This is a genomic window from Novosphingobium album (ex Liu et al. 2023) (genome assembly GCF_029076845.1).
GTDB lineage: Bacteria > Pseudomonadota > Alphaproteobacteria > Sphingomonadales > Sphingomonadaceae > Novosphingobium.
In genome coordinates this window covers 21,917-48,165 of the sequence record NZ_JARESE010000056.1, presented here as the reverse complement: position 1 = coordinate 48,165, position 26,249 = coordinate 21,917, and the positions used below count along the sequence as shown (strand labels likewise).

Annotated in this window: 25 protein-coding genes; 13 read left to right on the top strand and 12 right to left on the bottom strand. The window is 67.4% G+C overall.

The features are described 5' to 3' along the window. Window positions 1-106: 106 nt before the first annotated feature. Window positions 107-2,449 (bottom strand): LPS-assembly protein LptD, encoded by a 2,343-nt coding sequence (locus PYV00_RS16315; RefSeq protein ID WP_275229367.1) that lies wholly within the window; start codon window positions 2,447-2,449, stop codon window positions 107-109. Between the two features lie 85 nt (window positions 2,450-2,534). Between PYV00_RS16315 and PYV00_RS16310 the strand changes: the two genes are divergently transcribed. From PYV00_RS16310 to PYV00_RS16290, 5 genes are all read left to right on the top strand, one after another. Next, complete coding sequence (locus PYV00_RS16310) at window positions 2,535-3,998, top strand: leucyl aminopeptidase (protein ID WP_275229366.1); 1,464 nt, start codon at window positions 2,535-2,537, stop codon at window positions 3,996-3,998. A 29-nt stretch (window positions 3,999-4,027) separates the two neighbouring features. Next, entirely contained in the window at window positions 4,028-4,462 is a 435-nt protein-coding gene (locus tag PYV00_RS16305) for a DNA polymerase III subunit chi (RefSeq protein WP_275229365.1), read from the top strand. Window positions 4,463-4,586: 124 nt separating this feature from the next. Continuing rightward, window positions 4,587-5,009 (top strand): nucleoside-diphosphate kinase, encoded by a 423-nt coding sequence (gene ndk / locus PYV00_RS16300; protein ID WP_275229364.1) that lies wholly within the window; start codon window positions 4,587-4,589, stop codon window positions 5,007-5,009. Window positions 5,010-5,118: 109 nt separating this feature from the next. Then, entirely contained in the window at window positions 5,119-5,364 is a 246-nt protein-coding gene (locus tag PYV00_RS16295) for a hypothetical protein (protein ID WP_275229363.1), read from the top strand. Window positions 5,365-5,455: 91 nt separating this feature from the next. After that, window positions 5,456-5,710 carry a YdcH family protein gene (locus PYV00_RS16290; RefSeq protein ID WP_275229362.1) on the top strand — a complete coding sequence of 85 codons (255 nt, stop codon included), beginning with the start codon at window positions 5,456-5,458 and terminating at the stop codon, window positions 5,708-5,710. Window positions 5,711-5,756: 46 nt separating this feature from the next. Here PYV00_RS16290 and purN read toward each other — a convergent pair whose 3' ends face one another. Together purN and purM are read right to left on the bottom strand one after the other, a co-directional pair. Then, on the bottom strand, window positions 5,757-6,710 hold the full coding sequence (purN, locus tag PYV00_RS16285) for a phosphoribosylglycinamide formyltransferase (RefSeq protein ID WP_275229361.1): 954 nt from the start codon (window positions 6,708-6,710) through the stop codon (window positions 5,757-5,759). Window positions 6,711-6,718: 8 nt separating this feature from the next. Continuing rightward, window positions 6,719-7,822, bottom strand: a complete 1,104-nt coding sequence (gene purM / locus PYV00_RS16280; protein WP_275229360.1) for a phosphoribosylformylglycinamidine cyclo-ligase — start codon at window positions 7,820-7,822, stop codon at window positions 6,719-6,721. 74 nt (window positions 7,823-7,896) lie between these two features. Here purM and PYV00_RS16275 point away from each other — a divergent pair, with 74 nt between their 5' ends. From PYV00_RS16275 to PYV00_RS16260, 4 genes are read left to right on the top strand one after another with little or no spacing between them, the layout of a single operon-like run. Beyond that, window positions 7,897-9,204 (top strand): heavy-metal-associated domain-containing protein, encoded by a 1,308-nt coding sequence (locus tag PYV00_RS16275; RefSeq protein WP_275229359.1) that lies wholly within the window; start codon window positions 7,897-7,899, stop codon window positions 9,202-9,204. Between the two features lie 13 nt (window positions 9,205-9,217). Further along, window positions 9,218-9,814, top strand: a complete 597-nt coding sequence (locus PYV00_RS16270; protein ID WP_275229358.1) for an ATPase — start codon at window positions 9,218-9,220, stop codon at window positions 9,812-9,814. 44 nt (window positions 9,815-9,858) lie between these two features. After that, window positions 9,859-10,566, top strand: coding sequence for a serine O-acetyltransferase EpsC (gene epsC / locus PYV00_RS16265; protein WP_275229357.1), 708 nt, complete (start codon window positions 9,859-9,861; stop codon window positions 10,564-10,566). 7 nt (window positions 10,567-10,573) lie between these two features. Beyond that, window positions 10,574-10,945 (top strand): DUF2794 domain-containing protein, encoded by a 372-nt coding sequence (locus tag PYV00_RS16260; protein ID WP_275229356.1) that lies wholly within the window; start codon window positions 10,574-10,576, stop codon window positions 10,943-10,945. Between the two features lie 64 nt (window positions 10,946-11,009). On the opposite strand, the gene PYV00_RS16255 is transcribed toward PYV00_RS16260, so the two are convergent. Further along, entirely contained in the window at window positions 11,010-11,918 is a 909-nt protein-coding gene (locus PYV00_RS16255) for an SDR family NAD(P)-dependent oxidoreductase (protein WP_275229355.1), read from the bottom strand. A gap of 208 nt (window positions 11,919-12,126) precedes the next feature. Here PYV00_RS16255 and purS point away from each other — a divergent pair, with 208 nt between their 5' ends. Beyond that, window positions 12,127-12,363, top strand: a complete 237-nt coding sequence (gene purS, locus PYV00_RS16250; RefSeq protein ID WP_275229354.1) for a phosphoribosylformylglycinamidine synthase subunit PurS — start codon at window positions 12,127-12,129, stop codon at window positions 12,361-12,363. Continuing rightward, a complete protein-coding gene (purQ, locus tag PYV00_RS16245) occupies window positions 12,360-13,040 on the top strand; it encodes a phosphoribosylformylglycinamidine synthase subunit PurQ (protein ID WP_275229353.1) in 681 nt (226 codons plus the stop codon). Before purS ends, purQ begins: the two co-directional genes overlap by 4 nt. A gap of 153 nt (window positions 13,041-13,193) precedes the next feature. On the opposite strand, the gene PYV00_RS16240 is transcribed toward purQ, so the two are convergent. The 6 genes from PYV00_RS16240 to glmU all read right to left on the bottom strand — a co-directional run bounded on the left by PYV00_RS16240 (window position 13,194) and on the right by glmU (window position 20,478). Next, on the bottom strand, window positions 13,194-15,563 hold the full coding sequence (locus PYV00_RS16240) for a putative bifunctional diguanylate cyclase/phosphodiesterase (RefSeq protein ID WP_275229352.1): 2,370 nt from the start codon (window positions 15,561-15,563) through the stop codon (window positions 13,194-13,196). Window positions 15,564-15,737: 174 nt separating this feature from the next. Then, entirely contained in the window at window positions 15,738-17,561 is a 1,824-nt protein-coding gene (gene glmS, locus PYV00_RS16235; RefSeq protein WP_275229351.1) for a glutamine--fructose-6-phosphate transaminase (isomerizing), read from the bottom strand. An 18-nt stretch (window positions 17,562-17,579) separates the two neighbouring features. After that, window positions 17,580-17,945: a type II toxin-antitoxin system VapC family toxin gene (locus tag PYV00_RS16230; protein WP_275229350.1), complete on the bottom strand. Its 366-nt coding sequence runs from the start codon at window positions 17,943-17,945 to the stop codon at window positions 17,580-17,582. Window positions 17,946-17,951: 6 nt separating this feature from the next. Further along, window positions 17,952-18,185, bottom strand: coding sequence for a ribbon-helix-helix domain-containing protein (locus PYV00_RS16225; protein WP_275229349.1), 234 nt, complete (start codon window positions 18,183-18,185; stop codon window positions 17,952-17,954). 47 nt (window positions 18,186-18,232) lie between these two features. Then, window positions 18,233-19,063, bottom strand: a complete 831-nt coding sequence (locus PYV00_RS16220) for a TIGR00266 family protein (RefSeq protein WP_275229348.1) — start codon at window positions 19,061-19,063, stop codon at window positions 18,233-18,235. A 35-nt stretch (window positions 19,064-19,098) separates the two neighbouring features. Beyond that, window positions 19,099-20,478 carry a bifunctional UDP-N-acetylglucosamine diphosphorylase/glucosamine-1-phosphate N-acetyltransferase GlmU gene (gene glmU, locus PYV00_RS16215; RefSeq protein WP_275229347.1) on the bottom strand — a complete coding sequence of 460 codons (1,380 nt, stop codon included), beginning with the start codon at window positions 20,476-20,478 and terminating at the stop codon, window positions 19,099-19,101. A 60-nt stretch (window positions 20,479-20,538) separates the two neighbouring features. Between glmU and PYV00_RS16210 the strand changes: the two genes are divergently transcribed. Both PYV00_RS16210 and PYV00_RS16205 read left to right on the top strand, forming a co-directional pair. Continuing rightward, window positions 20,539-21,213: an HAD-IA family hydrolase gene (locus tag PYV00_RS16210; RefSeq protein ID WP_275229346.1), complete on the top strand. Its 675-nt coding sequence runs from the start codon at window positions 20,539-20,541 to the stop codon at window positions 21,211-21,213. Between the two features lie 207 nt (window positions 21,214-21,420). After that, entirely contained in the window at window positions 21,421-22,299 is an 879-nt protein-coding gene (locus PYV00_RS16205; RefSeq protein WP_275229345.1) for an isocitrate lyase/PEP mutase family protein, read from the top strand. Window positions 22,300-22,354: 55 nt separating this feature from the next. Here the strand turns inward: PYV00_RS16205 and PYV00_RS16200 are convergent, their stop codons facing one another. Continuing rightward, entirely contained in the window at window positions 22,355-25,246 is a 2,892-nt protein-coding gene (locus tag PYV00_RS16200) for a M16 family metallopeptidase (RefSeq protein WP_275229344.1), read from the bottom strand. 1 nt (window position 25,247) lies between these two features. Continuing rightward, on the bottom strand, window positions 25,248-26,030 hold the full coding sequence (gene purC, locus PYV00_RS16195) for a phosphoribosylaminoimidazolesuccinocarboxamide synthase (protein ID WP_275229343.1): 783 nt from the start codon (window positions 26,028-26,030) through the stop codon (window positions 25,248-25,250). Window positions 26,031-26,249 lie beyond the last annotated feature (219 nt).

The following is a 26,249-nucleotide window of genomic DNA, read 5'->3' as shown; positions in this document are numbered from 1 at the left end:
GGACCGATTTCCGCGCCAAGCCCGCTCCTGTCCCCAGGCGGCTTAACCTGATCTGAGCAGGTCCGATAGCGGCTTTGCGTAAGGCTGGCAAACGCCCTCCACCGCACTACTGGAAGCCCAGATTGCGCAGCGCGAAGCGGATCTGGAACGAGTTGCCCTTGCGCACGTCGCCCGTGGCGACATAGTCGCGCCGCCAGGTCAGCGCGATTTCCAGGCAATCGTCCTCATAAGCGGCGCCGATGCGGGTGCGGATCGGCTGGAAGCCGTCCGATCCGAACGTCGGGTCTTCCTTGCGGTCGGTCAGGTTGACCACGGCCGAGCCGAACAGCGACCAGTACTTGGCGAAGGCGACGCGGCCGGCGAAGCGGGCTTCCTCGCGGTCCTGCAAGTCCTCGATCGCGCTGGAGATGTCGCGGTTGAGCTTGGTATAGCCGATCTCGGCATAAGTGCCGCTGTTGCCGACGACCGCGTCGAACTCGTTGCGGCGCACCGCGAAGCCGTCCTTGTCCAGCCGGAAGCGGTGCACCAGCTTGACGATGTTGCGATAGCGCACTTCGGTGCGGCCGACGATGTCGGAGGTCTTGCTGGTCAGCCCGGTGCCGTCGGGCAGCAGCGTCGGCTCGTCGCTCAGCCGGATGGATTGTCCGATCGTCGTCTTGATCCGCCAGAGCGGCCGTTCGAACTGCCAGTCCAGCCCATAAGTGAAGCGCACGCCGTCCTCGATCCGGTCATAGCCGGGGAAGCGGTTGAGCGCGAAGAGGTTGCTGTCTTCCAGCTCGATCGCGCGGGCATCCTCGTTGGGCACCGAAAGGTTGGCGATCGAGGGGCTGGCGACGAGCTGGACGCGCGGGGTCAGCACTTGCGTGCCGCCGAACACCTGGCCGACGAACGGCCACTTCACGTCAAGCGCGGCCGTGGCGACGCCGCGCGTCTTCCAGCCCTTGTCGCCGCGATAGATCTCGGTCGAGGTCAGCTCGTTCTCGTCGGAGTGATAAAGGTCGCCGCGCAGCAGCCCGGTCAGCGTCACTTCCTGGCCCAGTCCGGTGATCTGGCGCAAGGTCCACTGCGCGCGGGCGAAGGCGCGCTGCGTGTCCTGCCCCTGGTTGCGCAGGATCGCCAGCGAGTTCACTTGCGTCTCGATCTTGCCGCCCAGCAGCGGATCGTCGAAGCGGCGGCGATAGTCGATCGCCGGCAGCGCCACCGGCTGCGCACCCTGGACGACGCCGACGCGCATCGTCTGCGTGGTCCAGCCGGCGATCGAGAGATAGCTGTCCTGGTCGATCCGCTCCACTTCCACGGTCGATCGCAGCCGGTCGTCGCGGCTGATGTCATAGCGGCGCAGGAACGTGCGGTCGGACGCGCGGCGGATCGATCCGGTCACGCTCCAGTGCGGGTCGAGCTGGAGGCGGCCATTGGCGAAGATATAGCCGCGAAAGTCGCTTTCGGCGGTGGGGGCGGAGCCGACGATCGGGATGCGGCTGCTGAACGTGGCATAGCCGGTGATCTGGTAGGCGCCCTTGTCGGTCAGCGCGCGGTACTGCAACTGCGCCATCGGCGCGACCTTGGTATAGACATAGCCGGTCGCGGTCAGATCGCGGTTTTCGGCGATGCGGACGTAGTAGGAATCGCTGATCTCCACGCCGTTCGATGGCGTGAAGCGGAAATCGGGCACCAGCAGGCCGGACACCGCGCGGCCATCGGTGGTGACGCGCAGGCCCGGCAGCGGCAGCGCCACCGTATCGAACAGCACCAGCCGCGCGCCGCGAAAGCTGATGCGCTTGTCGGCATCGTCATAGAGCACTTGCTGGGCGGTGACGCGCCAGCTCGGCTTGCGGGGGCAGCCTTGGGCATCCTCCACCTCGCAGCCGGTATAGGCGGCGCTGGTGAGGACGATATTGCCATCGCCCATGCGCTGGCCGCGCGTGGCGGCCAGCCGGCCGCCCTGGCGCAGCGCGATCAGCAGGTTCTCCATCGCGCCGGTCTTGAGTTCGTCGGTCAGCTCGACGCGTTCGGTGAAGAGCTGGTTGCCGTCCTCGTCGACCATGCGCACGTTGCCGGTGGCGACGATTTGCCCGCTGGTGCGATTCCAGGTGACGGTATCGGCCGCGACCGACTGGCCCTGCCGGCGCAGCACGACATTGCCGCTGGCGGTGACATCCTCGGTCTTTTCCGCGTATTCGATCCGGTCCGCCTCGAAAGCGATGGGAATCTCGCCCGCGGCGGTTTCGCCGGCCGGGCCCGGCGGGGGCGGAATCGCCGGCGAGGGATCGCCGATCGGCGCGGCCAGGTCCTGCGCCATCGCGGCGGCGGGCAGGGCGATGAAAGCGAGCGCCACCGCCAGCGCGCCGCGCGAAAGCGCCCCCGACGACAAGAGGCGCAGCCCCCCCAGCGACAGCGGGCGCAAGCGACCAGTAAAGGCTTGCAGCGATGACGGCGCGGCCGGGAGCATGGCTTGCCTATCGCACCGGCCGCGCCTAACTGCAATCCGGCGTTGCGGCAGTCCGCCGCCATTTCGGCACGACGCAGGAGTTACCATGCAGATCCAGTTCCTTGACGCGACATCCAGCCAGCCCTCTCGCCTGCTGGCCCGCCTTGTGAACCAGGATGCGATACCGGCCGATCTTGAACCCGTGCTGACCGAAGGCGCCCGGCTTTCGCGCTTTTCCGGCAAGGCCGCGCAGCTTTTCGAAGGTTTCGTGGAGCGCGACGGAGCGATCATGCGCGTGGCCCTGGCGGGGATCGGCAAGCCCGGCGCGGACGATCGCATCGGCGCGATCGAGCGGGCCGGTGCCAGCCTTGCCGCCAAGTACCTGACCTCGGGCGAGACCGTGCTGACGCTCGATTTCACCGGCGCGGGCCTTTCCGCCGCCGAAGCGGTGGCGGCGCTGCTGGGCCTGCGCCTGCGCGGCTGGCGGCACGATGCCTATCGCACCAGACTGACCGACGAGAAAAAGCCCTCGCTCGCCGAAATCGCCGTGGCCGGCGCGCCCGAGGGGACGGCGGCGCTCTGGGAAATCGAAGGCGCGCTGGCGCGCGGCGTCGAATTCACGCGCGAGCTGGTGACCGAGCCGGCCAATACGATCTATCCCGAAACTTTCGTCGCGCGCTGCCTGGCGCTGATGGAAGGCACCGGCCTGAAGCTGCGCGTGCTGGACGAGACGGAGATGGCCGCGCTCGGCATGGGCTCGCTGCTGGGCGTCGCGCAAGGCTCGGCCCGGCCGGCCCGCCTGCTGGTGATGGAATGGAACGGCGGCGCGGCCGGGCAGAAGCCGGTCGCCTTCGTCGGCAAGGGCGTGACGTTCGATACCGGCGGCATCTGCCTGAAGCCCGCGGCGGGCATGGAAGACATGAAGTGGGACATGGGTGGCGCCGGCGCGGTGGCGGGCACGATGCTCGCGCTCGCGCTGCGCGGGGCGAAAGCCAATGTCGTGGGCGTGTGCGGGCTGGTGGAGAACATGCCTGACGGCAAGGCGCAGCGTCCGGGCGATGTCGTCACCTCGATGTCGGGCCAGACGATCGAGGTGATCAATACCGATGCGGAAGGGCGGCTGGTGCTGTGCGACGCGCTGACCTGGGTGCAGCGCGAATACGCGCCCGCGCGGATTGTCGATCTGGCGACGCTGACCGGCGCGATCATCGCCGCGCTGGCGCACGAATATGCCGGCATCTTCTCGAACAACGACGATCTGGCCGCTGCGCTGGTGGCGGCGGGCGAGGCTTCGGGCGACCGGCTCTGGCGTTTCCCGATGGGCCCGGCCTATGACAAGCAGATCGACAGCGCGATCGCGGACATGAAGAATGTCGGCTCGCGCTTCGGCGGCTCGATCACGGCGGCGCAGTTCATCAAGCGCTTCATCGAGAACGACACGCCCTGGGCGCATCTCGATATCGCCGGCACCGTGTGGGCCGACAAGCCGGGCGCCACCTGGGACAAGGGCGCGACCGGCTTCGGCGTGCGCCTGCTCGACCGCTTCGTGCGCGACACGCTGGAAAGCTGAGGGCGAAGACCGGGGGCGGGCACGCGGCGATGCGGGTCGATTTCTACCAGCTCAGCCGCGATCCCGCCGAGGCGGCGCTGCCGCTGCTGGCCCGCGCCACGCTGAAGGCGGGGGAGCGGATGCTGGTGGTGTCGGGCGATGCCGCCCAGCTCGAACGCATCGGCCAGGCGCTCTGGTCGCTGCCCGAAAGCTTCCTGGCCAATGGTCGCGTGGGCGAGGGGGGCGAGGAACGCCAGCCGATCCTGCTGTCCGACCGGCCCGATCCGCGCAACGGCGCGCGCTTCCTCGCGATCACCGACGGCATCTGGCGTGAGGGCGAAACCCCGTTCGCGCGCACCTTCTTCCTGTTCGACGATCACACCGTGGCCGGCGCGCGCGATGTCTGGCGCCTGCTGCGCCAGCGCGAAGGCGCCGAACGGCATTACTGGAAGCAGGAAGGCGGCCGCTGGATCGAGGCCGGCTAAGGCCCCTGTCGCGGGGGCGATGGGCGCGCCTTGCCAGGACGCGCCATCGGCTTGCCGCGCGGCATTTTCCCGGCTAGGGGCCCGCGCAACTGCAGAACAGACAACCTCGCAAGGAATGTGAAACATGGCGGTCACCCGCACCTTTTCGATCATCAAGCCCGATGCCACGCGTCGCAACCTGACGGGCGCCGTCACCAAGATGCTGGAAGAAGCGGGCCTGCGCGTCGTCGCCTCCAAGCGCATCCACATGAGCCGTGAGCAGGCCGAGGGCTTCTATGCGGTGCACAAGGAACGCCCGTTCTTTGGCGAGCTGGTCGAATTCATGATCTCCGGCCCGGTGGTCGTGCAGGTTCTCGAAGGCGAGGACGCGGTGAAGCGCAATCGTGACGTGATGGGCGCGACCAACCCCAAGGACGCGGCCGAAGGCACGATCCGCAAAGCTTTCGCCGAAAGCATCGAGGCCAATTCGGTCCACGGCTCGGACAGCGAAGAGAATGCCGCGATCGAGATCGCCTTCTTCTTCAAGCCCGAGGAAATTGTCGGCTGAGCCATGGATCGCCGCAGGCGTTCAAGGCCGCCGGAGCGATCCGGCGGCCTTTTTTGCGTTTGATCCATCCTGTCTCACTGCGCTATCATCGCCGCAAAGGAGATGTGCGATGCAAGGCATGGGCGAAACAGGCGAAGCCTGCCCCTTCGAATTCAATTTCGATCCCGCCACCTTCAAGGTCGGCGATACGGTGAGCTACCGCGTCACCGGCAGTCTTGAGGGCTTTCCCTTCGTCGGCACGCTGGTCGAGGTGCATGAGGACCATGTGCTGATCGCCGGCGATCCGAACGATCCCGAAGCCCGCTATCGCGGCACGCGCGAAAGCCGCCCGGTGGTGGAATATTCACAAGTTTAGGGGATCAGGACGGGCGGCAGTTGATCTGGGGCAAGGTGGGAACCGTGCAACGGGCCTAGCCGTTGACTATCCAACACAGGAAGGAGCCCGGATGTCTCACACCCCCCACCAGCTCGTCGATGAATTCCCCGAGGATGGCGAACTGCTGCGCCACCTCAAGGCATCGAATGCCCATTTCGCCACGCTGGTCGAGCGCTACAACGAAGTGAACGAGGGTATCTATCGCATCGAGGCCGAACTCGAGCCGGCGAGCGACGATTACGCCGAGGAACTGAAGCGGCAGCGCCTGGCCCTGCTTGATGAGATCGGCAGCATCATCACGCAAGAGCGCAGCAAGGTTGCCTGATGCCTGATCCGGCGCGGCTGAATCACGGCCGGGCCGGGATCACGCGCTAAAACTCTTCCGCCGCGTCCATCAGGCTGGTCAGCTTCCGGGGTGCCACCGCGCGCCAGGAGCGGGCCAGCCAGTCGGCGATCTCGTCCCAGTCATTGCCGCCAAGGTCGATGCGGATGCCGATCCAGCCATCGCCGAAATAGGCCGGACGGAAGAAACGCGCCGCATCGCGCTCGATCAGCATCGCCTGCTCGTCCGGCCCGCTGATCTTGACGAGCAGCGCGGTTCGCCCGTCACCGTGATGATCGTGCGAGAAATAGGCGAACTTCTTGCCCTTGATGATGCCGAAGCAGGGCATCCCGTGCGAAATCGTCTCATCCGCCTCGGGCAAGGCCAACGCGCGTGTGCGCACTTGTTCGAGCAGGAATTCGGGCGAGCGGTCGCGCGTCACCAGCGCGGCCAGGCAGCGCGAATAGAGCTGGTGCTCGGCAATCAGCACGCGCGCGGCCAGCGTGCCGGGCGTGTCGCCGGGCAGGATCGCCACGGGCGTCTGGCCCAGCACGGGGCCGTCGTCCAGCGCGGCGGTGACGAGGTGCACGGTGACGCCGCCATGCGAATCCCCGGCGGCGATCGCGCGTTCGTGCGTGTGCAGCCCGGTGTACTTGGGCAGCAGCGAGGGGTGGATATTGACCATCCGGCCTTCCCACCGCGCGACGAAATCGGGCGTCAGGATGCGCATGTAGCCGGCCAGCGCGATCCATTGCGCGCCGCTTTGCCGGATCGCCGCGTCCATCGCCGCGTCATGCTCGGCACGGGCCATGCCCCGGTGCGACAGCGCGAAGGTCGGCACGCCTTCGGCCGCCGCCAGCTTGAGCCCGCCGGCCTCGGGGTCGTTCGCGGCGACCAGCACGATCTCGTATGGGCAGTCCGGCGCGCGGCTGGCATAGAGCAGCGCGGCCATGTTGGTGCCGCTGCCCGAGATCAGGACGGCGACCTTGGCGCGTTCAGCCATCGGCGCGATCAGGCATTGTGCGTGGCCGACCACGCTTCGCGCGCCGACCATGCCTCGGCACTGCCGGCAACCGTGCAGCCGCGCGCGCCCCGGCGAATCGCGCCGATGCGATAGACCGTCTCGCCCGCTTCGCTGAGCGCCCAGGTGATGTCGGGCACGTCCTCCACCGCGACCGCCAGCACCATGCCGATGCCGCAATTGAACGTGCGGGCCATTTCCTCCGGCTCGATATGGCCTTGCGCCTGCAGGAAGGCCATCAGCCGGGGCTGCGCCCAGGCATCGGCATCGACATGGGCGTGGAGCCCCAGGGGCAGCACGCGCGGCACGTTTTCCAGCAGCCCGCCGCCAGTGACATGCGCCAGCGCGTGGATGCGGCCCGATCGGACCAGCGGCAGCAGGCTTTTCACATAGATCCGCGTCGGTTCGATCAGCGCGTCGATCAGCAGCGTTTCGGGATCGAACAGGGCGGGGCGGTCCAGCCTCCAGCCCTTGTCCACCGCCAGCCGCCGCACCAGCGAATAGCCGTTCGAATGGACGCCGGAGGAAGCAAGGCCCAGCAGCACGTCGCCATCGCGCACCTTGTCGCCGGTCAGCTGCTCGCCGCGCTCCACCGCGCCGACGCAGAAGCCGGCAAGGTCGTAGTCGCCCGGCGCGTACATGCCCGGCATCTCGGCGGTCTCGCCACCGATCAGGGCGCAGCCGGCGATGCGGCACCCCTCGGCGATGCCGGCCACGACGCGCTCGGCGACGCCGTTGTCGAGCTTGCCCGTGGCAAAATAATCGAGGAAGAACAAAGGCTCCGCGCCCTGGACGATCAGGTCGTTGACGCACATGGCGACAAGGTCGATGCCGATCGCATCGTGCCGGTCATGATCGATCGCCAGCTTCACCTTGGTGCCCACGCCATCGTTCGCGGCGACCAGCAGCGGATCGGCATAGCCGGCCGCGCGCGGATCGAAGAAGCCGCCAAAGCCGCCCAGTTCCGCGTCGGCGCCGGGCCGCGCGGTCGCTTTCGCCAGCGGCGCGATCGCCTTTACCAGCGCGTTTCCGGCGGCGATCGAGACGCCGGCCTGTTCATAGCTATAGCTTGTCGGAGATTTATCGTCGGCCATTCGCGCCGCCTAGCGCTTTACAGCTTGGATTTCCACTTGCCTTTGGGCAAAAGGCGCCCGGTTCGAATATGGCTATGGCAAACCCCAGCGATTTCCCGCGCCCCCGTTTTCTCAAGGGCTTGCGCCCGGGGCCGGCTGCGCAGCTCCTGCTGGCGCTGGGGGCGGGGCTGTGCGCCGCGCTGGCGGTGATCGGGCCGGATCGGCTGATCGCCCAGATCGAGGGCGATCGCGGCATTCCCCCGATCGCCAATTCCGACGATATCCAGGTTTCCGGCATCGACGTGGAAACCACCGGCAAGACGGGCGAGGAAGCGCGCGCGGCGGGCTGGAAGCTGGCCCAGCGCAAGGCCTGGGAAAAGCTGAGCGGCCCGCAGATGAGCGACGAGCAGATCGACGCGCTGGTTTCGGCCGTGGTGATCGAGCGTGAGCAGATCGGCCCGCACCGCTATATCGCGCGGCTGGGCGTGATCTTCGATCGCGCGCGTGCCGGCCAGTTCGTCGGCCGCGCCGATGGCGGCGGCCTGCGCGCGCGATCGGCGCCGCTGCTGGTGATCCCGGTGCTTTATTCGGGCGGCGTGCGGCAGGTCTTCGAAGTGCGCGGGCCGTGGCAGCGGGCCTGGGCGAACTTCCAGACGGCGCAAAGCTCGATCGATTATGTCCGTCCGGCCGGCTCGGGCGGCGAATCGCTGATTCTCACCGCCGGCCAGCCGGGCCGGCGCAGCCGCCTGTGGTGGCGCAACATCCTGGACCAGTTCGAGGCGGCCGACGTGCTGATCCCCGTTGCCCGGCTGGAACGGCAATGGCCGGGCGGCCCGGTGCGCGGCACGTTCACCGCGCGCTACGGCCCGGACAACACTTTCCTCGAAAGCTTCACGCTCACCGCCAGCGATGAGCAGGCCGTGCCCAGGATGCTCGATCAGGCGATGCTGCGGATCGACGGCATCTACCAGCGCGCGCTGGCGCAAGGCGTGCTGACGCCCGACCCCTCGCTGCTGAGCGGGCAAATGGCGTTTGATCGCGCGATCGAGCAATTGCGCGCCCGGCTGCTCCCGCGCGAAGCGGCGCTGGCCGGGGAGGCGGGCGAAGGCCCCCTGGCCACCGGCGCGCCTTTGGCCACGCCTTCGCAGACCGGCGCGCCCGCGGCGATCGCCAGCGTGACCGTGCAGTTCGCCACGCCCGATGCGGCGGCGGTCGATTCCGCGCTGGCGGCGGTGCGCGGCATTGCCGGCGTGCAAGGCGCGGCAACGACCAGCCTGGCGATCGGCGGCACCTCGGTCATGCGGGTCACGGTCGCGGGCGGGGGCGATGCGCTGGCCGCCGCGCTGCGCGCGCAAGGCTGGCAAGTCACCGGCGGCGGCGGCACGATCCGGATCAGCCGTTAGGCGAGCTTCGCCGATGAAGCAGATCGCGCTTCCCCTGACCCCTGCCGCCGGCAGCCCCTCGCGCATTGTCGTGGGCAATGCCAATGCCGCCGTGCTCGATGCTTTCGCGGGCGCGGCAAGCTGGCCGTTCCGCACCGCGATCCTCACCGGGCCGCCGCGTTCGGGCAAGTCGCTGCTGGCGCGCTGGTTCGTGGAGAGCGGCGCGGGCGACGCGCTCGACAACGCGGACAGCATGGACGAGGCCGAGGTGTTCCACCGCTGGAACCGCGCGCAGGAAAGCGGCCGGCCGCTGCTGATCGTCAGCAACGCGGGCGAGGGGGGCTGGAATGTCACGCTGCCCGATCTCGCCTCGCGGCTGGGCGCGGCGCTGCCGCTTGCGATCGGCGAGCCGGATGACGACATGATGGCCGAGCTGATCGCGCTTCACGCGCAGATGCGGGGCCTCGTCCTTGACGATTCCGCAACCGCCTATCTTGTACCCCGGTGCGAGCGTAGCCACTTGGGCGCGGAAAGGCTGGTCGCGGCAATCGATCGGTTGAGTTTGGAACGCAAGCAGGCCCCCACCATGGCGATCTGGCGAGACGCCCTGGCGGAAAACGGCAAGGGATAAGCGTCCCGCTTGCCATGCGGGCGGAATGGTGGGAGATTCGGTAGATGTTCGGTGGTCTTGTCCGCTATCTGGATTCCGTCGTCGCGCGTGATCCGGCGCCTCGTTCGCGCTGGGAAGTCTTGCTGTATCCCGGCGTCTGGGCGCTGTTCTGGCACAAGATCGCGCATCGGCTGTTCAACGCGCGGCTCTATTTCCTCGCGCGCGTGGTCAATCACTTCTCCCGCTTCATGACCGCGATCGACATTCATCCGGGCGCCACCATCGGCCGGAATTTCTTCATCGACCACGGCTTTACCGTGATCGGCGAGACGGCGGTGATCGGCGACAACGTGACGATCTACCAATGCGTGACGCTGGGCGGCACCAACCCGACCAACGGCAAGGCGGGCAAGCGGCACCCGACGCTGGAGGACAACGTGATCGTCGGTTCGGGCGCGCAGATCCTCGGGCCGATCACGGTCGGCCGGCGCGCGCGCATCGGCGCCAGCGCGGTCGTGACCGAGGACGTACCCGAAGGCGCGACGATGATCGGCCTGAAGGCGCGCTCCACGCTCGTCGCGGCCGAAACCTGGGCCAAGGAATTCATGCCTTACGGCACACCCTGCAAGGAGCCGTGCGAGCCGGTCGGCGGCACCCAGCGCATCGACGAGCTGGAAACCGAAGTGGCGCGGCTGCGCGAACAGGTCGAAGGGCTCGCGGCCGAGCGCCGCCCGGCCGAACGCGTTGGGCCGACGGCCTGCAAGGGAAGCTGACCGCTAGATGGCGTCATCCGTGGCAGGGCTGAACCCGGCATCCGGCACCGTCATCGCATTTCCGGGCCAGCGGCCGCTTCAGGTCGGGTTCGACCGGCTTGAGCTTCAGCGCATCCTCGATCTTTACGGGCGCATGGTCGCGGCCGGGCTCTGGCGCGACTATGCGATGGATTTCGGCAAGGAAGCGGCGAGCTTCAGCGCGTTCCGCCGCGCCGCCGAACGCCCGCAGGCCCGCATCGAAAAGCGCCCGACGCTGCGTGGCAAGCAAGGCATGTGGACCTTGTTCGGCGAGGCCGGCCAGGTGCTCAAGCGCGGCCACGAACTGGCCGGCGTGCTCAGCCCGATCGAACGCAAGCTGCTGAAAGTGGTCGACGGCTGAGAATCGGTCTGGAAATGCGCGGAAAAGCGCATTTCAAAGCGGCACCGGCTCGCTGCCCCGCAACCTAACCCTTCGCGGCCCGCATCAGCAGTGCCATCGCGTGCTGTGACTGTTCCATGCCGTTGCCGATCGGCGCGTCGCTGGCGGGATCGGCGATGCGGTCCCACGCGGCGGCGAAGCCTTCGGGGGTGCGCTCCGCTTCGGGTAGCAGCACGCCTTGGTTCATCACGATCCGCGCGGTCTGGAAGACGCCGCCGCCCGCGCCGACGATCACGTTGGACGGGGCATCGTCGGAAACCAGATAGAGCGCGGCGGGCACCACGTTTTCCGCGCCGAACGCCTTGAAGGCTTCCTCGGGAAAGATGTCCTGGGTCATGCGCGTGCCGGCTGTCGGGGCGATGGCGTTGACGCGGATGCCGTATTTCGCGCCTTCCAGCGTCAGCGTGCGCGCCAGCCCGACCACGCCCAGCTTGGCCGCGCCATAGTTCGCCTGCCCGAAATTGCCGCCCAGGCCCGAGGACGAAGTGGTCATCAGGATGCGGCCATAACCCTGTTCGCGCATGATTTCCCACACCGCCTTGGTGGCAAAGGCGGTGCCGAGCAGATGCACGCGCACGACCAGCTCGAAATCGGCCGGGTCCATCTTGCCGAACGTGCGATCGCGCAGGATGCCGGCATTGTTGATCAGGATATGGATGCCGCCCCAGGCCTGCCTTACCCGGGCGGCCATCGCCGCCATTTGCGCGAAATCGGCCACGTCGCCGCCATCGGCCATGGCCTCGCCCCCGGCGGCGCGGATTTCCTCGACCACGGCGAGCGCCGCGTCGGAATGGCCGGTGCCATCGCGCGAGGCGCCCAGATCGTTCACCACCACTTTCGCGCCGCGCCGCGCCAGTTCCAGCGCATAGGCGCGGCCCAGGCCATTGCCCGCCCCCGTTACGATGGCGACGCGATCATGGAACGAGATGGTCATGGCAAGGCGGGCTCCGGGCGACGGTCTTGTAGGGTGAGTCTTGTGGGATGCGCCCTGGCGGCGCGCATCGGGGGATGACACGGGGGATAACGCCGTTCAATGCCGTGATGCGCCTGGCGGGCAATTCGGCTGGCGACTTGCCCGCGCGCGCCGGGAAGGCCATAGGCTGACCGCGAATCCTCACGTCCGCAACGCGAAAGGCCATGCGATGAAAGTGCGCGTGCACGTCAGCCTCAAGCCCGGAGTGCTCGATCCGCAGGGACGGGCCATTCACCACTCGCTCGAAGGGCTCGGTTTTTCCGGCGTGAACGATGTCCGTGCCGGCCGGCTGTTCGAGTTGGATGTCGACGAGGCGGTCTCCGACGAAGCGCTGGACGACATGTGCCGCAAGCTGCTGGCCAACATGGTGATCGAAAACTACCGCATCGAGAAGGTCGCGGCATGAACGCGTTTCGCTCGGCGGTCGTCACCTTCCCGGGCTCCAACTGCGACCGCGACATGGCGGTGGCGCTCGAGGCGATTTCGGGCGCCGCGCCGCACCGCGTCTGGCACGGCGATGCCGATCTGCCCGAGGGGCTGGACTTCATCGCGCTGCCGGGCGGGTTTTCCTATGGCGACTATCTGCGCTGCGGCGCCATCGCCTCGCGCTCGCCGATCATGCGCGCGGTGATCGCGGCGGCGGAACGCGGCGTGCCGGTGCTGGGCGTGTGCAACGGCTTTCAGGTGCTGACCGAAAGCGGGCTGCTGCCTGGCGCCTTGCTGCGCAATTCGGGCATCCGCTTCGTCTGCCGCGAAGTGGCGCTGAGGGTCGAGAACGCGCAATCGCTGTTCACCGCCGGCTATGCGGCGGGCCAGACGATCCGCATCCCCGTCGCGCATCATGACGGCAACTACTATGCCGACGAAGCGACGCTGGACCGGCTGGAGGGTGAGGGGCGCGTGGCCTTCCGCTATGCCGAAGCGGTCAATGGGTCCGCCCGCGCGATCGCCGGCGTGCTCAACCAGGCGGGCAACGTGCTGGGCATGATGCCGCACCCCGAACGCGCGATCGAGCCGGCCCATGGCGGCAGCGACGGGCGCGCCCTGTTCGAAAGCGCGATCAGGGGGCTGGTCGGGGTTTGAGTTTTGGTGGGGAAATGCGCGCAAGAGCGCATTTCAGAGCGGCACCGGCCCACCCCCCCACCCAGCCTCCCATCAAGTATGCTTCCATGGGAGGCCGGGTGGGGGCGCGGGCCGATGCCGCCATGCGCCGAGAGGCGCATTTCCCGACAACATTCACGCCGCGTTGGCCTTGCCGCTGTGCAGCGGCGGGCGCGGTTGGAACAGCTTGAGGGCATCGGCGGCCACCATCGGCCGGCCGAAGTAATAGCCCTGGATCTTGCGGCAGCCCAGCTTGCGCACAATGGCCAGTTCCGCCTCGGTCTCCACCCCTTCGGCGGTGGTGGACATCTCCAGGCTGTCGGCCATGGCGACGACGGCGCGGATGATCGCCAGGCTTTCCGGGTTGCCGCCGGCCGCGCCCTGCACGAAGCTGCGGTCCACCTTGATGGTGGAAAAGCGCAAGTTGCGGATATAGCCGAGCGAGGAATAGCCGGTGCCGAAATCGTCGAGCGCCACGCCGCAGCCCAGCGCCATGACTTGTTCCAGCGCCGCGCGGGCCATCGCCGCATCGCGCAGGAAGATGCTTTCGGTTACTTCGATCTCCAGCCGGTGCGCCGGCAGGCCGCTGGCCGAAAGTGAGCCGACGATGCTGGCCGCGAAGTTCGAATCGAGCAATTGCTCGCACGAGACGTTGACCGCGACTCGCACATGGCTGGGCCAGCGGGTCGCTTCCTGGCAGGCCTGGCGCAGAATCCATTCGCCGATCGGCACGATCAGGCGCGTATCCTCGGCCAGCGGGATGAACTTGGCCGGGCTCACCATGCCGTGTTGCGCGCTGTTCCAGCGCAGGAGCGCCTCGAAGCTGACCACCGCCTCGGTATCGGCATCGACCACCGGCTGGAAATTGAGCGAGAACTCGTCGCTTTCCAGCGCGCGGCGCAGCGCGAATTCCAGCTGGCGGCGCTCTTCGGCATGGGCATGGAGCGCCGGTTCGTACGTATAGTGCGCGCCGCCGCCGCCGTCCTTCGCGCGATAAAGCGCGAGATCGGCATTGCGCATCAGCGTTTCGACCGTGGCGCCATCGTGCGGGCCGATCGCCGATCCGATGCTGGCGCCGACGAACAGCGTGTGGTGATCCACCTCGTAGGGCTGCGACAGGCGTTCGATGACGCGTTCGGCGACGCGGTTGACGTGATCGAGGTCGGAGGCATCGCGGATGACGATGCCGAACTCGTCGCCGCCCAGCCGGCCGCAAAGCTCGCTTTCGGTCATCTGTTCCTTGAGCCGTTCGGACACGCGCGCAAGAAGCTGGTCGCCGATGAGATGGCCCAGCGAATCGTTCACCGCCTTGAACCGATCGAGGTCGATCATCAGGAAGGCGCAGCGGGTGCGCCACTGTTCGGCAAAAGTCAGCGCATCGCCCAGCGCCTCGGTCAGCATCATGCGGTTGGGCAGGCCGGTCAGCGTGTCGTACCGCGCGAGGTAGGCGATCTTGTCCGAGCTTTCGCGGGCCTCGGTCACGTCCGAGCCGACGCCGCGGAACCCGTCGAACATGCCGTTCTCGTCCAGCTTGGGCGTGCCGGACAGCTCCCACCAGCGCGGCTGGCCGTGGATCGTCACGCGCACCAGCAGGTTGGAGAAGTTCTCGCGGCGTTTGAGCCGCTCGGCCAGATCGTGCAGGCTGGACGGGAACTGGCCACTTTCCCAGGCGGAGCCGGCGACGAGCTGGATGAACGGCTTGCCTTCCACGTCGCGGGCATCCTCGCCCAGAGCATAGGCAAAGCGGGGCGAGACCGCGCGGACCCGGCGCGCGGGGTCGATCTGCCAGAGCCAGTCGGCCTCGCCTTCCTCGAACTCGCGCAGCAGCAGCGAGACCACCTCGTTGCGTTCGAGCACGCCGGCCTCGGCCACTTTGGTGGCCAGGAAGCGGCGCGCGTTCTCGATCGCGCCCAGGAACACCGTGGCGACAAAGGCAATGGCGATCGCCGCCATGTCGAACGCGCCTTCGAACAGGAAATAGACGATGCCCGCACCGCCGACGATGCCGGTGAACATCAGCGTGCGCATCGGCACGGCCGGCAGCAGGATGGCCGACGCCGTCATCAGCATGGCGAGCACGGTCCAGAACTTGAGCTGGATCTGGGCATCGGCCATGAAGCCGAAGCAGGCGATCGGCAGCACCCAGGCCAGCGCGTTGGCGGTGGCGGCCAGCGATTGCGCCTTGACCTCGTCATGCGAGAGCCGGCGCCGATCGGCATCGGCCAGCGAGCGATCGATGCGCTGCCCGTGATAAAGCGTGGCGAAGATCGCCGCGAGCCACGCGAGAATCGCGAAAATGCTGATATGGCCCAGGAACAGCCAGGCGGATGCCAGCGCCCCGCAGCACTGGATCAACATGCGGGTCAGCGCCGCGCCGGCCAGGCTTGAATATTGCAGGCCGCGCAGCCGCGCCCAGTCCTCCCCCTTGGGATCGGTCAGGCCCAGGACCGCCAGCGCGGGTAGCGCGGCTGGAAGCGTGGCGCTGGAAGGGTAATGTCTGAGCACACCCTGCGCATAACCGCGTAGTGGTTATTAGCCGGTAAAGTTTAATCCCGGCGGGCCGGACCAGCCCGGAAATGCACCGAAAACGGAGCAAAATGCCGGTGCCGGCGCGCCGCGAACGCCCGTGAGCGCGCCCGGCGATGCGCCGTCGGCTCGCGCCGGCCCGGAGGCCGGCGTTCACTCCACGGTAACGCTCTTGGCCAGGTTGCGCGGCTGATCGACATCGGTGCCTTTGACGCAGGCGACGTGATAGGCCAGCAATTGCACCGGCACGGCATAGACCAGCGGCGCGATCAGCGGGTGGACCTTGGGCATCTCGATCGTCGCGATGCAGCCTTCGCCGGCCTCGGCCAGCCCCTCGGCATCGGAGATCAGCACGATCTTGCCGCCGCGCGCGCGCACTTCCTGCATGTTGCTCACGGTCTTTTCGAACAGCGGGCCCGATGGGGCGAGCACGATGACCGGCACTGCCTCGTCGATCAGCGCGATGGGGCCGTGCTTCATTTCGCCAGAAGCATAACCTTCCGCATGGATATAACTGATTTCCTTTAGTTTCAGTGCGCCTTCAAGCGCCAGCGGGTAGTCCGGCCCACGCCCCAGGTAAAGCACGTCGCGCGCTGGCGCGATCAGGTGCGCCATGGCAGCGATCTCCTCGTCATGGGCCAGCGCGGCGTTGAGGCAGGCCGGGGTCTGGATCAGATGGCGCACCACCTCGGTCTCCTCGGCCCGGTCCATCCGGCCGCGCAGCACCGCCAGGTGCGCGGCGAGCGCGGCCAGCACGGCCAGCTGGCAGGTGAACGCCTTGGTCGATGCGACGCCGATCTCCGGGCCGGCGTGGGTGGGCAGCAGCAGGTCCGCCTCGCGCGCCATCGTGCTGGTCGGCACGTTGACCACCACCGCGATGGTCTGGCCCGCCGCCTTGCAGTGGCGCAGCGCCGCCAGCGTATCGGCCGTCTCGCCCGATTGCGAGATGAACAGGGCAAGCCCGCCCGGCTCCAGCACCGGGTCGCGATAGCGGAACTCGCTGGCGACATCGATGTCGACGGGCAGGCGGGCGAATTGCTCCAGCCAGTATTTCGCGACCATGCCGGCGTAATAGCTGGTGCCGCAGGCGACGATGGTGATGCGGTTGATCTTCGACAGGTCATAGTCGATCTGCGGCAACGCCACCGACTGATCGACCTGGCGCACATAGCTGCGCAGCGTCTGGGCGACGACGGTGGGCTGCTCGAAGATCTCCTTCTGCATGAAGTGGCGGTAATTGCCTTTCTCGATCGCCACGGCCGAAGCGCCCGAGGCCACGATCTCGCGTTCGACCGGATTGTTGGCGGCATCGAAGATCTGCGCGCCCTCGCGCGTGATGACCACCCAGTCGCCCTCGTCCAGATAAGTGATGCGCTGGGTGAGGGGGGCAAGGGCCAGCGCGTCGGACCCGAGGTAGGTCTCGCCATCGCCATAGCCGACCACCAGCGGCGATCCGAGCCGCGCGCCGATCAGCAGGTCGGGATAGCGGCGGAAGGCGATGGCCAGCGCGAAGGCGCCGCGAAGCTGCGGCAGCACCGCCTTCACCGCATCCTGCGGGCTTTGTCCGGCCTCGACCAGTTCGGATACGAGATGGGCGACCACTTCGGTATCGGTCTGGCTTTCGAAGGTGCGGCCGCGCGCTTCCAGCCCTTCGCGCAAGGGGCGGAAGTTCTCGATGATGCCGTTGTGGACCAGCGCCAGTTCGGCGGTAGCGTGGGGGTGGGCATTGGCGGCGGTGGGCGCGCCGTGAGTGGCCCAGCGGGTGTGGGCGATGCCGATCAGGCCGGGGGCGGGATCGCGCGCCAGTTCCTTGACCAGATTGAACAGCTTGCCTTCGGCGCGGCGGCGGATGAGCTGGCCGTCATGGACGGTGCAGACGCCGGCGGAATCATAGCCGCGATATTCCATGCGCCGCAGGCCATCGACCAGCCGGTCCGCGACTTCTTCCTTGCCCACGATGCCGATGATTCCACACATGCGCGTAACGGTCTTTCTCTAGAGGGTGTAGGGTATGCGGATGCCCGGCATGTTAGCCGGGAAATCCTTGGTATTTCGTGTCACCAGGATAGCGCCGTTGACTTGGGCCGTCGCCAGGATCAGCGCGTCGAGCAGCTTGATCCTCATGCGATAGCGGATGTCCGCCGCGGCCGATGCGATGCGGCCATCGATTTCGACGACTTCGAACGGGGCGATCAACTGCTGGATCGTCTCGCGCGTCTCGATCGGCTCGCCAGCGAGGATCTCGGTCCAGACGATCCTGCTGATCCGGTGGCTGGGATAGCGCCCGAGCTCAAAGGCTGCTTGCGGATGGTCGCGCAGCCAGTCGATCAGGATATTGGTGTCGAAGAACGGATCGGACACGGATCGTCAGTCGAAACTGCGATCTTCGCGCATGGCGCGCTGGTATTCCACCGCATCGCCAATGTCATCGCGGTGCTTCCAGTAGCCCGCGCCGCGCGCGATCCAGTCATTGCCCGAGGTGTTCAGCAGGTAGAGCCTGATCGCCTCGCGAATGGCGGCCGCGCGCGATCGCTTGCTCCGGGCCGCAAGGGCGTCAAGCTTCTCGATATCCTCATCGGGAATGTCGACCAGGGTTCGCATGATATCATGATATCATATCATGATATCATTGCAAGCCGGTCTTGCGTTCAGTCGCCGTCGAGCAGGTCGCCAAGGCCGCCCAGGATCGAGCCTTCGCCACGGCTCTGGCCGCCGCGCGATCCGGCCGCCGCCAGCATCCGGCCGGCAAGGCGCGAGAACGGCAGCGACTGGATCCAGATCTTGCCGGGGCCGCGCAGCCGGGCGAAGAACACGCCTTCGCCGCCAAAGAACATCGACTTGATCGAGCCGGCGCGGATCACGTCGAAATCGATGGTCGAGGTGAAGGCGGCGACGCAGCCGGTGTCGATATGCACTTCCTCGCCGGCGCGCAGCTCGCGTTCGATCACCGTGCCGCCCATCTGCACGAAGACCCAGCCATCGCCTTCCAGCTTCTGCATGATGAAGCCTTCGCCGCCGAACAGGCCGGTCATGATCTTCTGCTGGAAGTGGATGCCGATCGAAACGCCGCGCGCCGCGCACAGGAACGCGTCCTTCTGGCAGATCAGCCGGCCGCCGACATCGTCCAGCTTGATCGGCAGGATCGCGCCCGGCACCGGCGCGGAGAACGCGACGCGCGCCTTGCCCTGGCCGTGATGCGTGAATACGGTGGTGAACAGGCTCTCGCCCGTCACCAGCCGCTTGCCCGCGCCCAGCAGCTTGCCCATGAAGCCGCCGCCACCCGCGTCGCTGCCATCGCCGAACACGGTGGTCATCTCGATGCTGGCGTCCTTCCACACCATGGCGCCGGCTTCGGCCACCGCGCTTTCGCCGGGGTCCAGCTCGATCTCGACGAACTGCAGTTCCTGCCCCTTGATCTCGAAATCGACATCGTCGCTGACGGACGAGTTGCGGGCGTGGTTCCAGGGGCTGTTTGACATGGCAATGGCTCCGGTATGCGGATGTTGGAAAGCGATTATCGGGCCTTTTCGGCCTTTTTCTTCTTCATGGCATCGTGAAAGCGGTCAGCCCAGCCGGGCTTGACCAGCTGTTCGGCGCGCACCAGTCGCAGCTCGCCATCGGCGACGTCGCGGCTCACCGCGCTGCCCGCCGCCACGATCGCGTCGGCGCCGATCCGCACCGGGGCGATCAGCGCGCTGTTCGATCCGATGAAGGCGCGCTCGCCGATCACGGTCTTGTGCTTGAAATAGCCATCGTAATTGCAGGTGATCGTGCCCGCGCCGATGTTCGCGCCGGCGCCCACCTCGGCATCGCCCAGATAGCTCAGGTGATTGGCCTTGGCGCCGGGGCCGAGCACCGCCTTCTTCATCTCGACGAAATTGCCGACCTTGGATCGTTCCTTGAGCACCGCGCCCGGCCGCAGCCGCGCATAAGGGCCGACCTCGACCCCGCTGGCCAGGCTGGCGCCCTCGATATGGCAGAAGGCGCGGATGGTCACGTTGTCGGCCACTTCGACACCGGGGCCGAACACGACATTGGGCTCGATCGTCACGTCGCGGCCCACCCTGGTGTCCCAGGCGAACCAGACGGTTTCGGGCGCGACCAGCGAGGCGCCGTCGGCCATGGCCTGCCGCCGCCGCCGCGCCTGCCAGCGCGCCTCGGCCTCGGCCAGTTCGCCCCGGCTGTTGATCCCGGCCACCTCGTCGGGATCGTCGGTGACGATCACCGCGCAATGGTGGCCGTCGTCGGTGGCGATGTTGACGATGTCGGTCAGGTAGTATTCGCCCTGCGCGTTATCGTTGCGCAGGCGCCGCAGCAGCGCGAAGAGATCGCGCGAGCGCACCGCCATCAGCCCGGAATTGCACAGCTTCACCGCGCGCTGCTCGGCCGTCGCGTCCTTGTGCTCGACCATCTCCAGGATCTTGTCCGCATCGGCGACGATCCGGCCGTAATTCAGCGAATCCTCTGGCTCGAAGCCCAGCACGACGACGGGCGGATTGTGCCAGCCATGCAGCCGGTCGAGCATCGCGCGCATGGTCTGCGCGCGCACGAACGGCACGTCGCCATAGAGGATCAGCACATCGCCTTCGAAGCCGGCCAGCGCCGCTTCGGCCTGCAGCACCGCGTGGCCGGTGCCGTGCTGCGGTTCCTGCACCGCGATCGTGGCGCGGCCGGCCAGCACGGCTTCGAGCTGCTCGCGCCCATGGCCGGCGACCACGACTTGCCGTTCGGGCGCGAGTTCGGCCGCGCTGGCCAGCAGGTGCTCCAGCATCGGCCGGCCGGCGATCGGGTGCAGCACCTTGTGCAGCTCGCTTTTCATGCGAGTGCCCTTGCCGGCGGCGAGGATGACGATGGCAAGCGGAGATGCGGCGAGCGGAGATGCGGCGTCGGTCATGCAGCGCCATGTGCCAGCAAATTGTTGCCGTTTCCACTGCAAGCCGCCACTGGAGCGCGCATGAATCGCTTTCCTTTCGAAATCGTCGGGTTCGACCTCGACGGAACCCTGCTCGACACGCACGGAGACCTTGCCGCCGCGGTCAATTTCGCCACCGGGCTGGAGGGGCGGCCATCGATTCCCTCGGCCGAAGTGCGCGACCTGATCGGCGGGGGCGCGAAAGTCATGCTCGCGCGCGCGCTGGAAGTGACCGGCGGCATGGTATCGGAGGCCCGCTTCGAGGAACTGCATCGCGCGCTGATCGCGTTCTATGAAGACAATATCGCGCATCATACGCGCCTGTTCCCCGGCGGCGAGGCGATGCTGGACGGGCTGGCCACGCGCGGCGCGAAGATCGCCATCGTCACCAACAAGCTGGAACGGCTGGCGGTGCGGCTGATCGGCGATCTGGGCCTGTCGGAGCGGTTCTATACGGTGATCGGCGGCGATTCGCTGGGGCCGGGCAGGGCCAAGCCCCGGCCCGACATGCTCAATGCCATGATCGCGCGCGGCGGCGGCGGCCGCGCGGCCTTCGTCGGGGATACGACATACGATACCGGCGCGGCGCTTGCCGCCGGCATTCCCTGCGTCGTCGTCAGCTTCGGCTTTTGCGACCTGCCGCCGGCCGAACTGGGCGGATCGGCGGTGATCGACCATTACGACGCGCTGATCCCCACGCTGGAAGCGCTGGTTTGAGGATGCGGGTTTAGGCGCAGAGCGGTACCGGCCCGCTCCCCCGCCCGGCGCCGCGACGAAATGCGCTCTTCCGCGCATTTCCCGCCAACGCATCGCCACGGCGCGCTGATCGCGCGCGTGGGCACGGATGCTTGCCTCACGCGCGCGATCATGCAACCGCTGGCGCAAGCGGACGATCCGCGAGCGATACCATGGGGAGATGTGACGATGCCGACGCCGGGTGAGAAACTGCGTGCCCTGATCGACAAGGGCGAACACTTCGTCGCGGCCGAGGCCTATAGCGCGCTGACCGGGCGCATCGTCCAGCATGTCGGCTTCCCGGCGGCGTACCTGGGCGGCCATGCCTGCTCCGCCTTCCACTATGCGGTGCCCGACAACGGCATCTACAGCCAGGTCGAACAGATCGAGCAGGCGGGGCGCATCGCCCAGGCCATGGACATCCCGCTGATCGCCGATGCCGATACGCTGGGCGAAACCGTGGCCGATGCGTTCCACTTCACGCGCCGCTACGTGCAGGCGGGCGTGGCCGGTGTCCATGTCGAGGATGAGGTCAATCCCAAGCATTCCAAGCATGTGAACGGGCTGTGCTCGGTGGCCGACATGCAGTGCCGGATCGAGGCATCGCGCAAGGCCGCCGGCGATTCGGGCTTCGTCATCATCGCCCGCTGCGACGAGCTTTATCCCAGCACGCGCGGCGGCGGCGGCGGCGGCTCGATCGAGGAAGCGATCCGGCGCGGCAAGGCCTATGCCGAGGCTGGCGCCGATGCGCTGGTGTTCCCGATCGCCTCGCCCGAAGCTCACCAGCAGATCATTCCCGAAATGCCCGTGCCGGTCTGCACGCTGGGCTTCAACCTGCCCGATACGCTGTTCACGCTTTCGACCGGCTGGGGCTGGGTCTCTGCGGCGGTGGGCCACCTTCGCATGGCGCGCGAGCTGATGGAAACCGGCGCGGTCGCCAGCGCGGGGGCGTCCTTCGCCAACTTCCCCGAGAAGTACGACCTGATCGACCAGAACCTTTATGACGAACTGATCGTGGACTGGGCGGAGAAGACCGGCCGCCCCACGCGTCCCAACCACGCGCCCTGAAGGGCGCGAGCGGGCCGGTGCCGCAAGGCCATGACGGATGCCATGGCCGCTCCCTTCAAGGCTCCATGCCCGCCGCTGGCGGCGCGGCCTCGGGGGGAACCTCCACGCCATCGGGCAGGACGAGCACTTCCAGCACTTGCGCCGGTTCGAGATAGCGTGCGGCCATGATCCGCACGTCTTCGGCGGTCAGCGCGAGCAGCCGGTCCTTGCCCGTCAGATAGCGGTCGATCCGGTCAGGCTCGGTCTGCGCCTGATCGACCAGCGAGAGCCAGCCCTCGTTGGACTTGAGCCCGTTGAGGAAGCCTTCGACCATCGGCTGCCGGGCGCGCTGCAGGATATCGGGCGTCACCGGCGCGGAGCGCAAGTCCGAGACGGTGCGCAGGATCGCCGCGCGCGCCGCCGGCACGTCACGCACGTCGAGCGAGGCGGCGATGCCGAACGTGCCATAGCCCTTCCATTCGCGTGAAAGCGAGCTGGCCGCGGCGGGGGAATAGGCCTTGCCCAGCGCCTCGCGCAGCGTGTCGGACAGCTCGATGCGCACCACCCGCTCAAGCAGTTCGAGTTCCAGCGATTCGAGCGGATCGCCATCGTCGCGCGTTGGCCAGGTCAGGCGCAGCAGCGCCTGGTCCTTCGCGCCCGCGTGGCGCAGCACGCGCGGCGTCCGGTCCGCAGTGAAGAGGCGCGGCGGCTGGTTCTCGTATGCGCGGAACGCCGGCTCGCGCGCGGGCAGCGCGCCGAACGTGGCGGCGACCAGTGCGATCGCCTGGTCCTCGGCGATATCGCCCACCAGCCCGATCTCGATTGCGCCGTGCGCCAGCCGGTCGGAAACGTCCTGCCTGAGCCGGGCGAACGTGAGCGCGCGATAGGCATCCACCTGCTGGAGCGTGAAGCGCGGATCGTCATTCGACAGGATACCGCCCAGGTCCGCGCGTAGCGAGGAATTGGGCGTGGCGCGCAAGCGGTTGAAATAGTTGTTCATCTGATGGCGATACTGGATCTCGCCTTCGCGTCGGTAGCCCGGATCGGTGGTCAGCGCGGCAAGCAGCTGCAATTCCACTTCCAGATCGCGCGGGGTGGTCACGGCCGAGGCATCGAAGCTGCTTTCGCCCGTGCCGAAGCTGGCCGAAACCTTGCGCCCGGCCAGGATGGTCTGCAATTCGTCAGCGCTGTGCCTGCCCAGCCCGCCTTCGTCGAGGTAGGGCATCATCTCGGTCGCCAGCGGGTTCTTCGGGGTATCGAGCATGTCGCCCCCGTCGATGCTGACGGCGATATGCACGCGATCCTTTTCCAGCGCGGTCTGCTTGAGGTTGAGCATCACGCCATTGGCGAAGCGCACTTCGCGAATGGCCAGCCGGGGCTCGCGCCGATCGCTCACCACCACGCCGGCCGGGCCGAAATCGGTATAGGCGAAGCCCGCCAGATCGGTGGAGCTTTCCGCGCTGACCGATGCCTTCATCGCCTCGCGCCAGGCGGCGCGGATCGCCTCGGCCCCGCCGGCCGGAGCGAACCGGCTGCGCAGGCGCATCAGCGGATCTTCCAGCGGTACCGCTTCGGCGCGCATGGCTTCCAGCACGCGTTCGGGCGTGATCCGGGGGGCGACCGCGTTGAACCGTTCGAGCTGCGCCACCGGATCGGAAGGCACCAGCCGTTCGTGCAGCAGGGCGAAGACGGCGCCGACCAGATCGTCGTTGCCGCGCGTCTCGGCGGCGGCGGCACTGTCTTCCACGGCGGTGCGGACATTGGCGACCTGTTCGGCCACTTCCTCGGCGGTGAAGCCATACGTCAGCGCGCGGCGATATTCGCGCGCGACCGCGATCAGCCCGCGCCGCCACTTGCGCTCCACCGTATCGACGATGAGGCGAGTCGATCGCGCCGTTTCGAACACGTCGCCCGTGCCGAAGCCGGCGCCGCGAAACGGCGCGTCCTGCTGGCGCGAAAGGCGCTGCAGGCGGCGGTTGACGATGTCATAGCCGATGTTGCGCAGCAGGTTGTGCTCGCGGATCGCGGCGGTATCGGTCTGCTCGATCCATGGGCCGCTGCGCATCACGGTGACGCGTTCGGCCATGGCCGGGTCGATATAGATGTCGATCCGGTTGCGGTCGCGCGGGGCGATCGGGCCGGCGTCGGGCTGGGGCTCGGCCGGCGCTCCCGCCCAGTCGCCGAAGCGGGCGAGGATGGCGGCTTCCACCGCGGTGACGTCAAAATCCCCGATCACCACCAGCGTGGTATGCGCGGGCACGTATTCGCGCTTGTAGAAAGCCTTGAGGGTGTCGGCGGTGGCCGCATCGACGGTTTCGGCCATGCCGATCGGGAAGCGCTGGGTGAAGCGCGCTTGCGGGTAGAAGAAGCGGTTGCCTTCCACCGTCTCACGAAACTGCCAGGTGTTGCGATCGCGCATTTCGGCCAGCACCACGCCGCGTTCGCGATTGACCGCTTCGGGCGCGACGGTCAGCTCGCTGGCCGTCTCGCGCATCAGCATCAGCGCGGTATCGAGCAGCGCGGGATCGTTGCGCGGCAAGTCGAGCCTGTAGGTCGTGCGTTCGAACGAGGTGGAAGCGTTGGTATCGGCGCCGAAGGCCAGGCCATCGCGTTCCAGCAGCCGGACCATCTCGCCTTCGGGCACGCGCGTGCTGCCGTTGAAGGCCATGTGCTCGATGAAATGGGCATAGCCCTGCTCGCCCTCGGCCTCGTCGAGCGAGCCGGCGGCCACTTCCATGCGCACCAGCCCGGTGCCGGCCGGCGTCGCGTTGTGGCGGATGACATAGCGCATCCCATTGGCCAGCCGGCCGAAGCGGTAGGCGGGATCGAGCGGGATGTCGCTGTTTTCGAAGCCCCACGCCGTCTCGCGCGATGCGCGTTCGGGCGTGGAGACGATGCCCCCGGGCTGAGGGGCGCAGGCGGCGAGTAGCGCAAGAAGTGCGGCGAGGACCGCAAATCTCAGCGGCAAATCACTTCCCCCGCATTTTCCTGTGCTTGGAAAGGTCGAACACTTCGCTCGGGCCGCCATCGTCCTGCAGCAGGCCCAGCCGGCGGGCCACTTCCTGATAGGCTTCTTCCTCGCCGCCCAGATCGCGGCGGAAACGGTCCTTGTCCAGCTTTTCGCCGGTCTGCATGTCCCACAGGCGGCAACCGTCGGGGCTGATCTCGTCCGCCAGGATCACGCGGCTGTAGTCGCCGTCCCAGATGCGGCCGAACTCCAGCTTGAAATCGACCAGGCGGATGTTGATCGCGGCGAACATGCCGCACAGGAAATCGTTCACCCGGATCGCCATCGACGAGATGTCCTGCATCTCTTCGTTGGAGGCCCAGCCGAAGCAGGCGATGTGCTCTTCGGCGACCAGCGGATCGCCCAGGGCATCGTCCTTGTAGCAATATTCCAGCAGGGTGTGCGGCAGCGGCTCACCCTCGGGAATGCCCAGCCGCTTGGAGATCGAGCCCGCCGCGACATTGCGCACCACCACTTCGATCGGGATGATCTCGACCTGCCGCACCAGCTGCTCGCGCATGTTGAGCCGGCGGATGAAGTGGTTGGGCACGCCGATGTGATTGAGGCGGGTGAAGACGTATTCGCTGATGCGGTTGTTGATGACGCCCTTGCCCTGGATGGTGCCGCGCTTCTGCGCGTTGAAGGCGGTGGCATCGTCCTTGAAATACTGGATCAGCGTGCCGGGCTCAGGCCCCTCATAGAGGATCTTGGCCTTGCCTTCGTAGATCTGGCGCCGACGCGACATGGTGAAATCCTTGATCGAAAGACGACAAGCCCCGGTACTGGCGGATCGCCAAAGGCAATCGCGTGACCGGGGCAATTGCCGTTGGCATATAGGCCAAGCACCTTCAAAAGCAAACCGGCTAGGCCGCGAAGATGTGACTAATGCGCAGCCTTGAACATGGGCAAGCATCGGGGCGCGCGCGATTGCCGGCCGGAGGGCAGGATCGCGCGGGTTCTGAGA

Coding starts and splice junctions, on each gene's coding strand:
- PYV00_RS16290 (WP_275229362.1), top strand. CDS start 5,456: ATGTCTCACACCCCCCACCAGCTCGTCGATGAATTCCCCGAGGATGGC.
- purC (WP_275229343.1), bottom strand. CDS start 26,030: ATGTCGCGTCGGCGCCAGATCTACGAAGGCAAGGCCAAGATCCTCTAT.
- PYV00_RS16310 (WP_275229366.1), top strand. CDS start 2,535: ATGCAGATCCAGTTCCTTGACGCGACATCCAGCCAGCCCTCTCGCCTG.
- ndk (WP_275229364.1), top strand. CDS start 4,587: ATGGCGGTCACCCGCACCTTTTCGATCATCAAGCCCGATGCCACGCGT.
- PYV00_RS16295 (WP_275229363.1), top strand. CDS start 5,119: ATGCAAGGCATGGGCGAAACAGGCGAAGCCTGCCCCTTCGAATTCAAT.
- purS (WP_275229354.1), top strand. CDS start 12,127: ATGAAAGTGCGCGTGCACGTCAGCCTCAAGCCCGGAGTGCTCGATCCG.
- PYV00_RS16210 (WP_275229346.1), top strand. CDS start 20,539: ATGAATCGCTTTCCTTTCGAAATCGTCGGGTTCGACCTCGACGGAACC.
- PYV00_RS16315 (WP_275229367.1), bottom strand. CDS start 2,449: ATGCTCCCGGCCGCGCCGTCATCGCTGCAAGCCTTTACTGGTCGCTTG.
- purQ (WP_275229353.1), top strand. CDS start 12,360: ATGAACGCGTTTCGCTCGGCGGTCGTCACCTTCCCGGGCTCCAACTGC.
- glmS (WP_275229351.1), bottom strand. CDS start 17,561: ATGTGTGGAATCATCGGCATCGTGGGCAAGGAAGAAGTCGCGGACCGG.
- PYV00_RS16220 (WP_275229348.1), bottom strand. CDS start 19,063: ATGTCAAACAGCCCCTGGAACCACGCCCGCAACTCGTCCGTCAGCGAC.
- PYV00_RS16205 (WP_275229345.1), top strand. CDS start 21,421: ATGCCGACGCCGGGTGAGAAACTGCGTGCCCTGATCGACAAGGGCGAA.
- PYV00_RS16270 (WP_275229358.1), top strand. CDS start 9,218: ATGAAGCAGATCGCGCTTCCCCTGACCCCTGCCGCCGGCAGCCCCTCG.
- PYV00_RS16225 (WP_275229349.1), bottom strand. CDS start 18,185: ATGCGAACCCTGGTCGACATTCCCGATGAGGATATCGAGAAGCTTGAC.
- purN (WP_275229361.1), bottom strand. CDS start 6,710: ATGGCTGAACGCGCCAAGGTCGCCGTCCTGATCTCGGGCAGCGGCACC.
- epsC (WP_275229357.1), top strand. CDS start 9,859: ATGTTCGGTGGTCTTGTCCGCTATCTGGATTCCGTCGTCGCGCGTGAT.
- PYV00_RS16255 (WP_275229355.1), bottom strand. CDS start 11,918: ATGACCATCTCGTTCCATGATCGCGTCGCCATCGTAACGGGGGCGGGC.
- PYV00_RS16305 (WP_275229365.1), top strand. CDS start 4,028: ATGCGGGTCGATTTCTACCAGCTCAGCCGCGATCCCGCCGAGGCGGCG.
- purM (WP_275229360.1), bottom strand. CDS start 7,822: ATGGCCGACGATAAATCTCCGACAAGCTATAGCTATGAACAGGCCGGC.
- PYV00_RS16260 (WP_275229356.1), top strand. CDS start 10,574: ATGGCGTCATCCGTGGCAGGGCTGAACCCGGCATCCGGCACCGTCATC.
- PYV00_RS16275 (WP_275229359.1), top strand. CDS start 7,897: ATGGCAAACCCCAGCGATTTCCCGCGCCCCCGTTTTCTCAAGGGCTTG.
- glmU (WP_275229347.1), bottom strand. CDS start 20,478: ATGACCGACGCCGCATCTCCGCTCGCCGCATCTCCGCTTGCCATCGTC.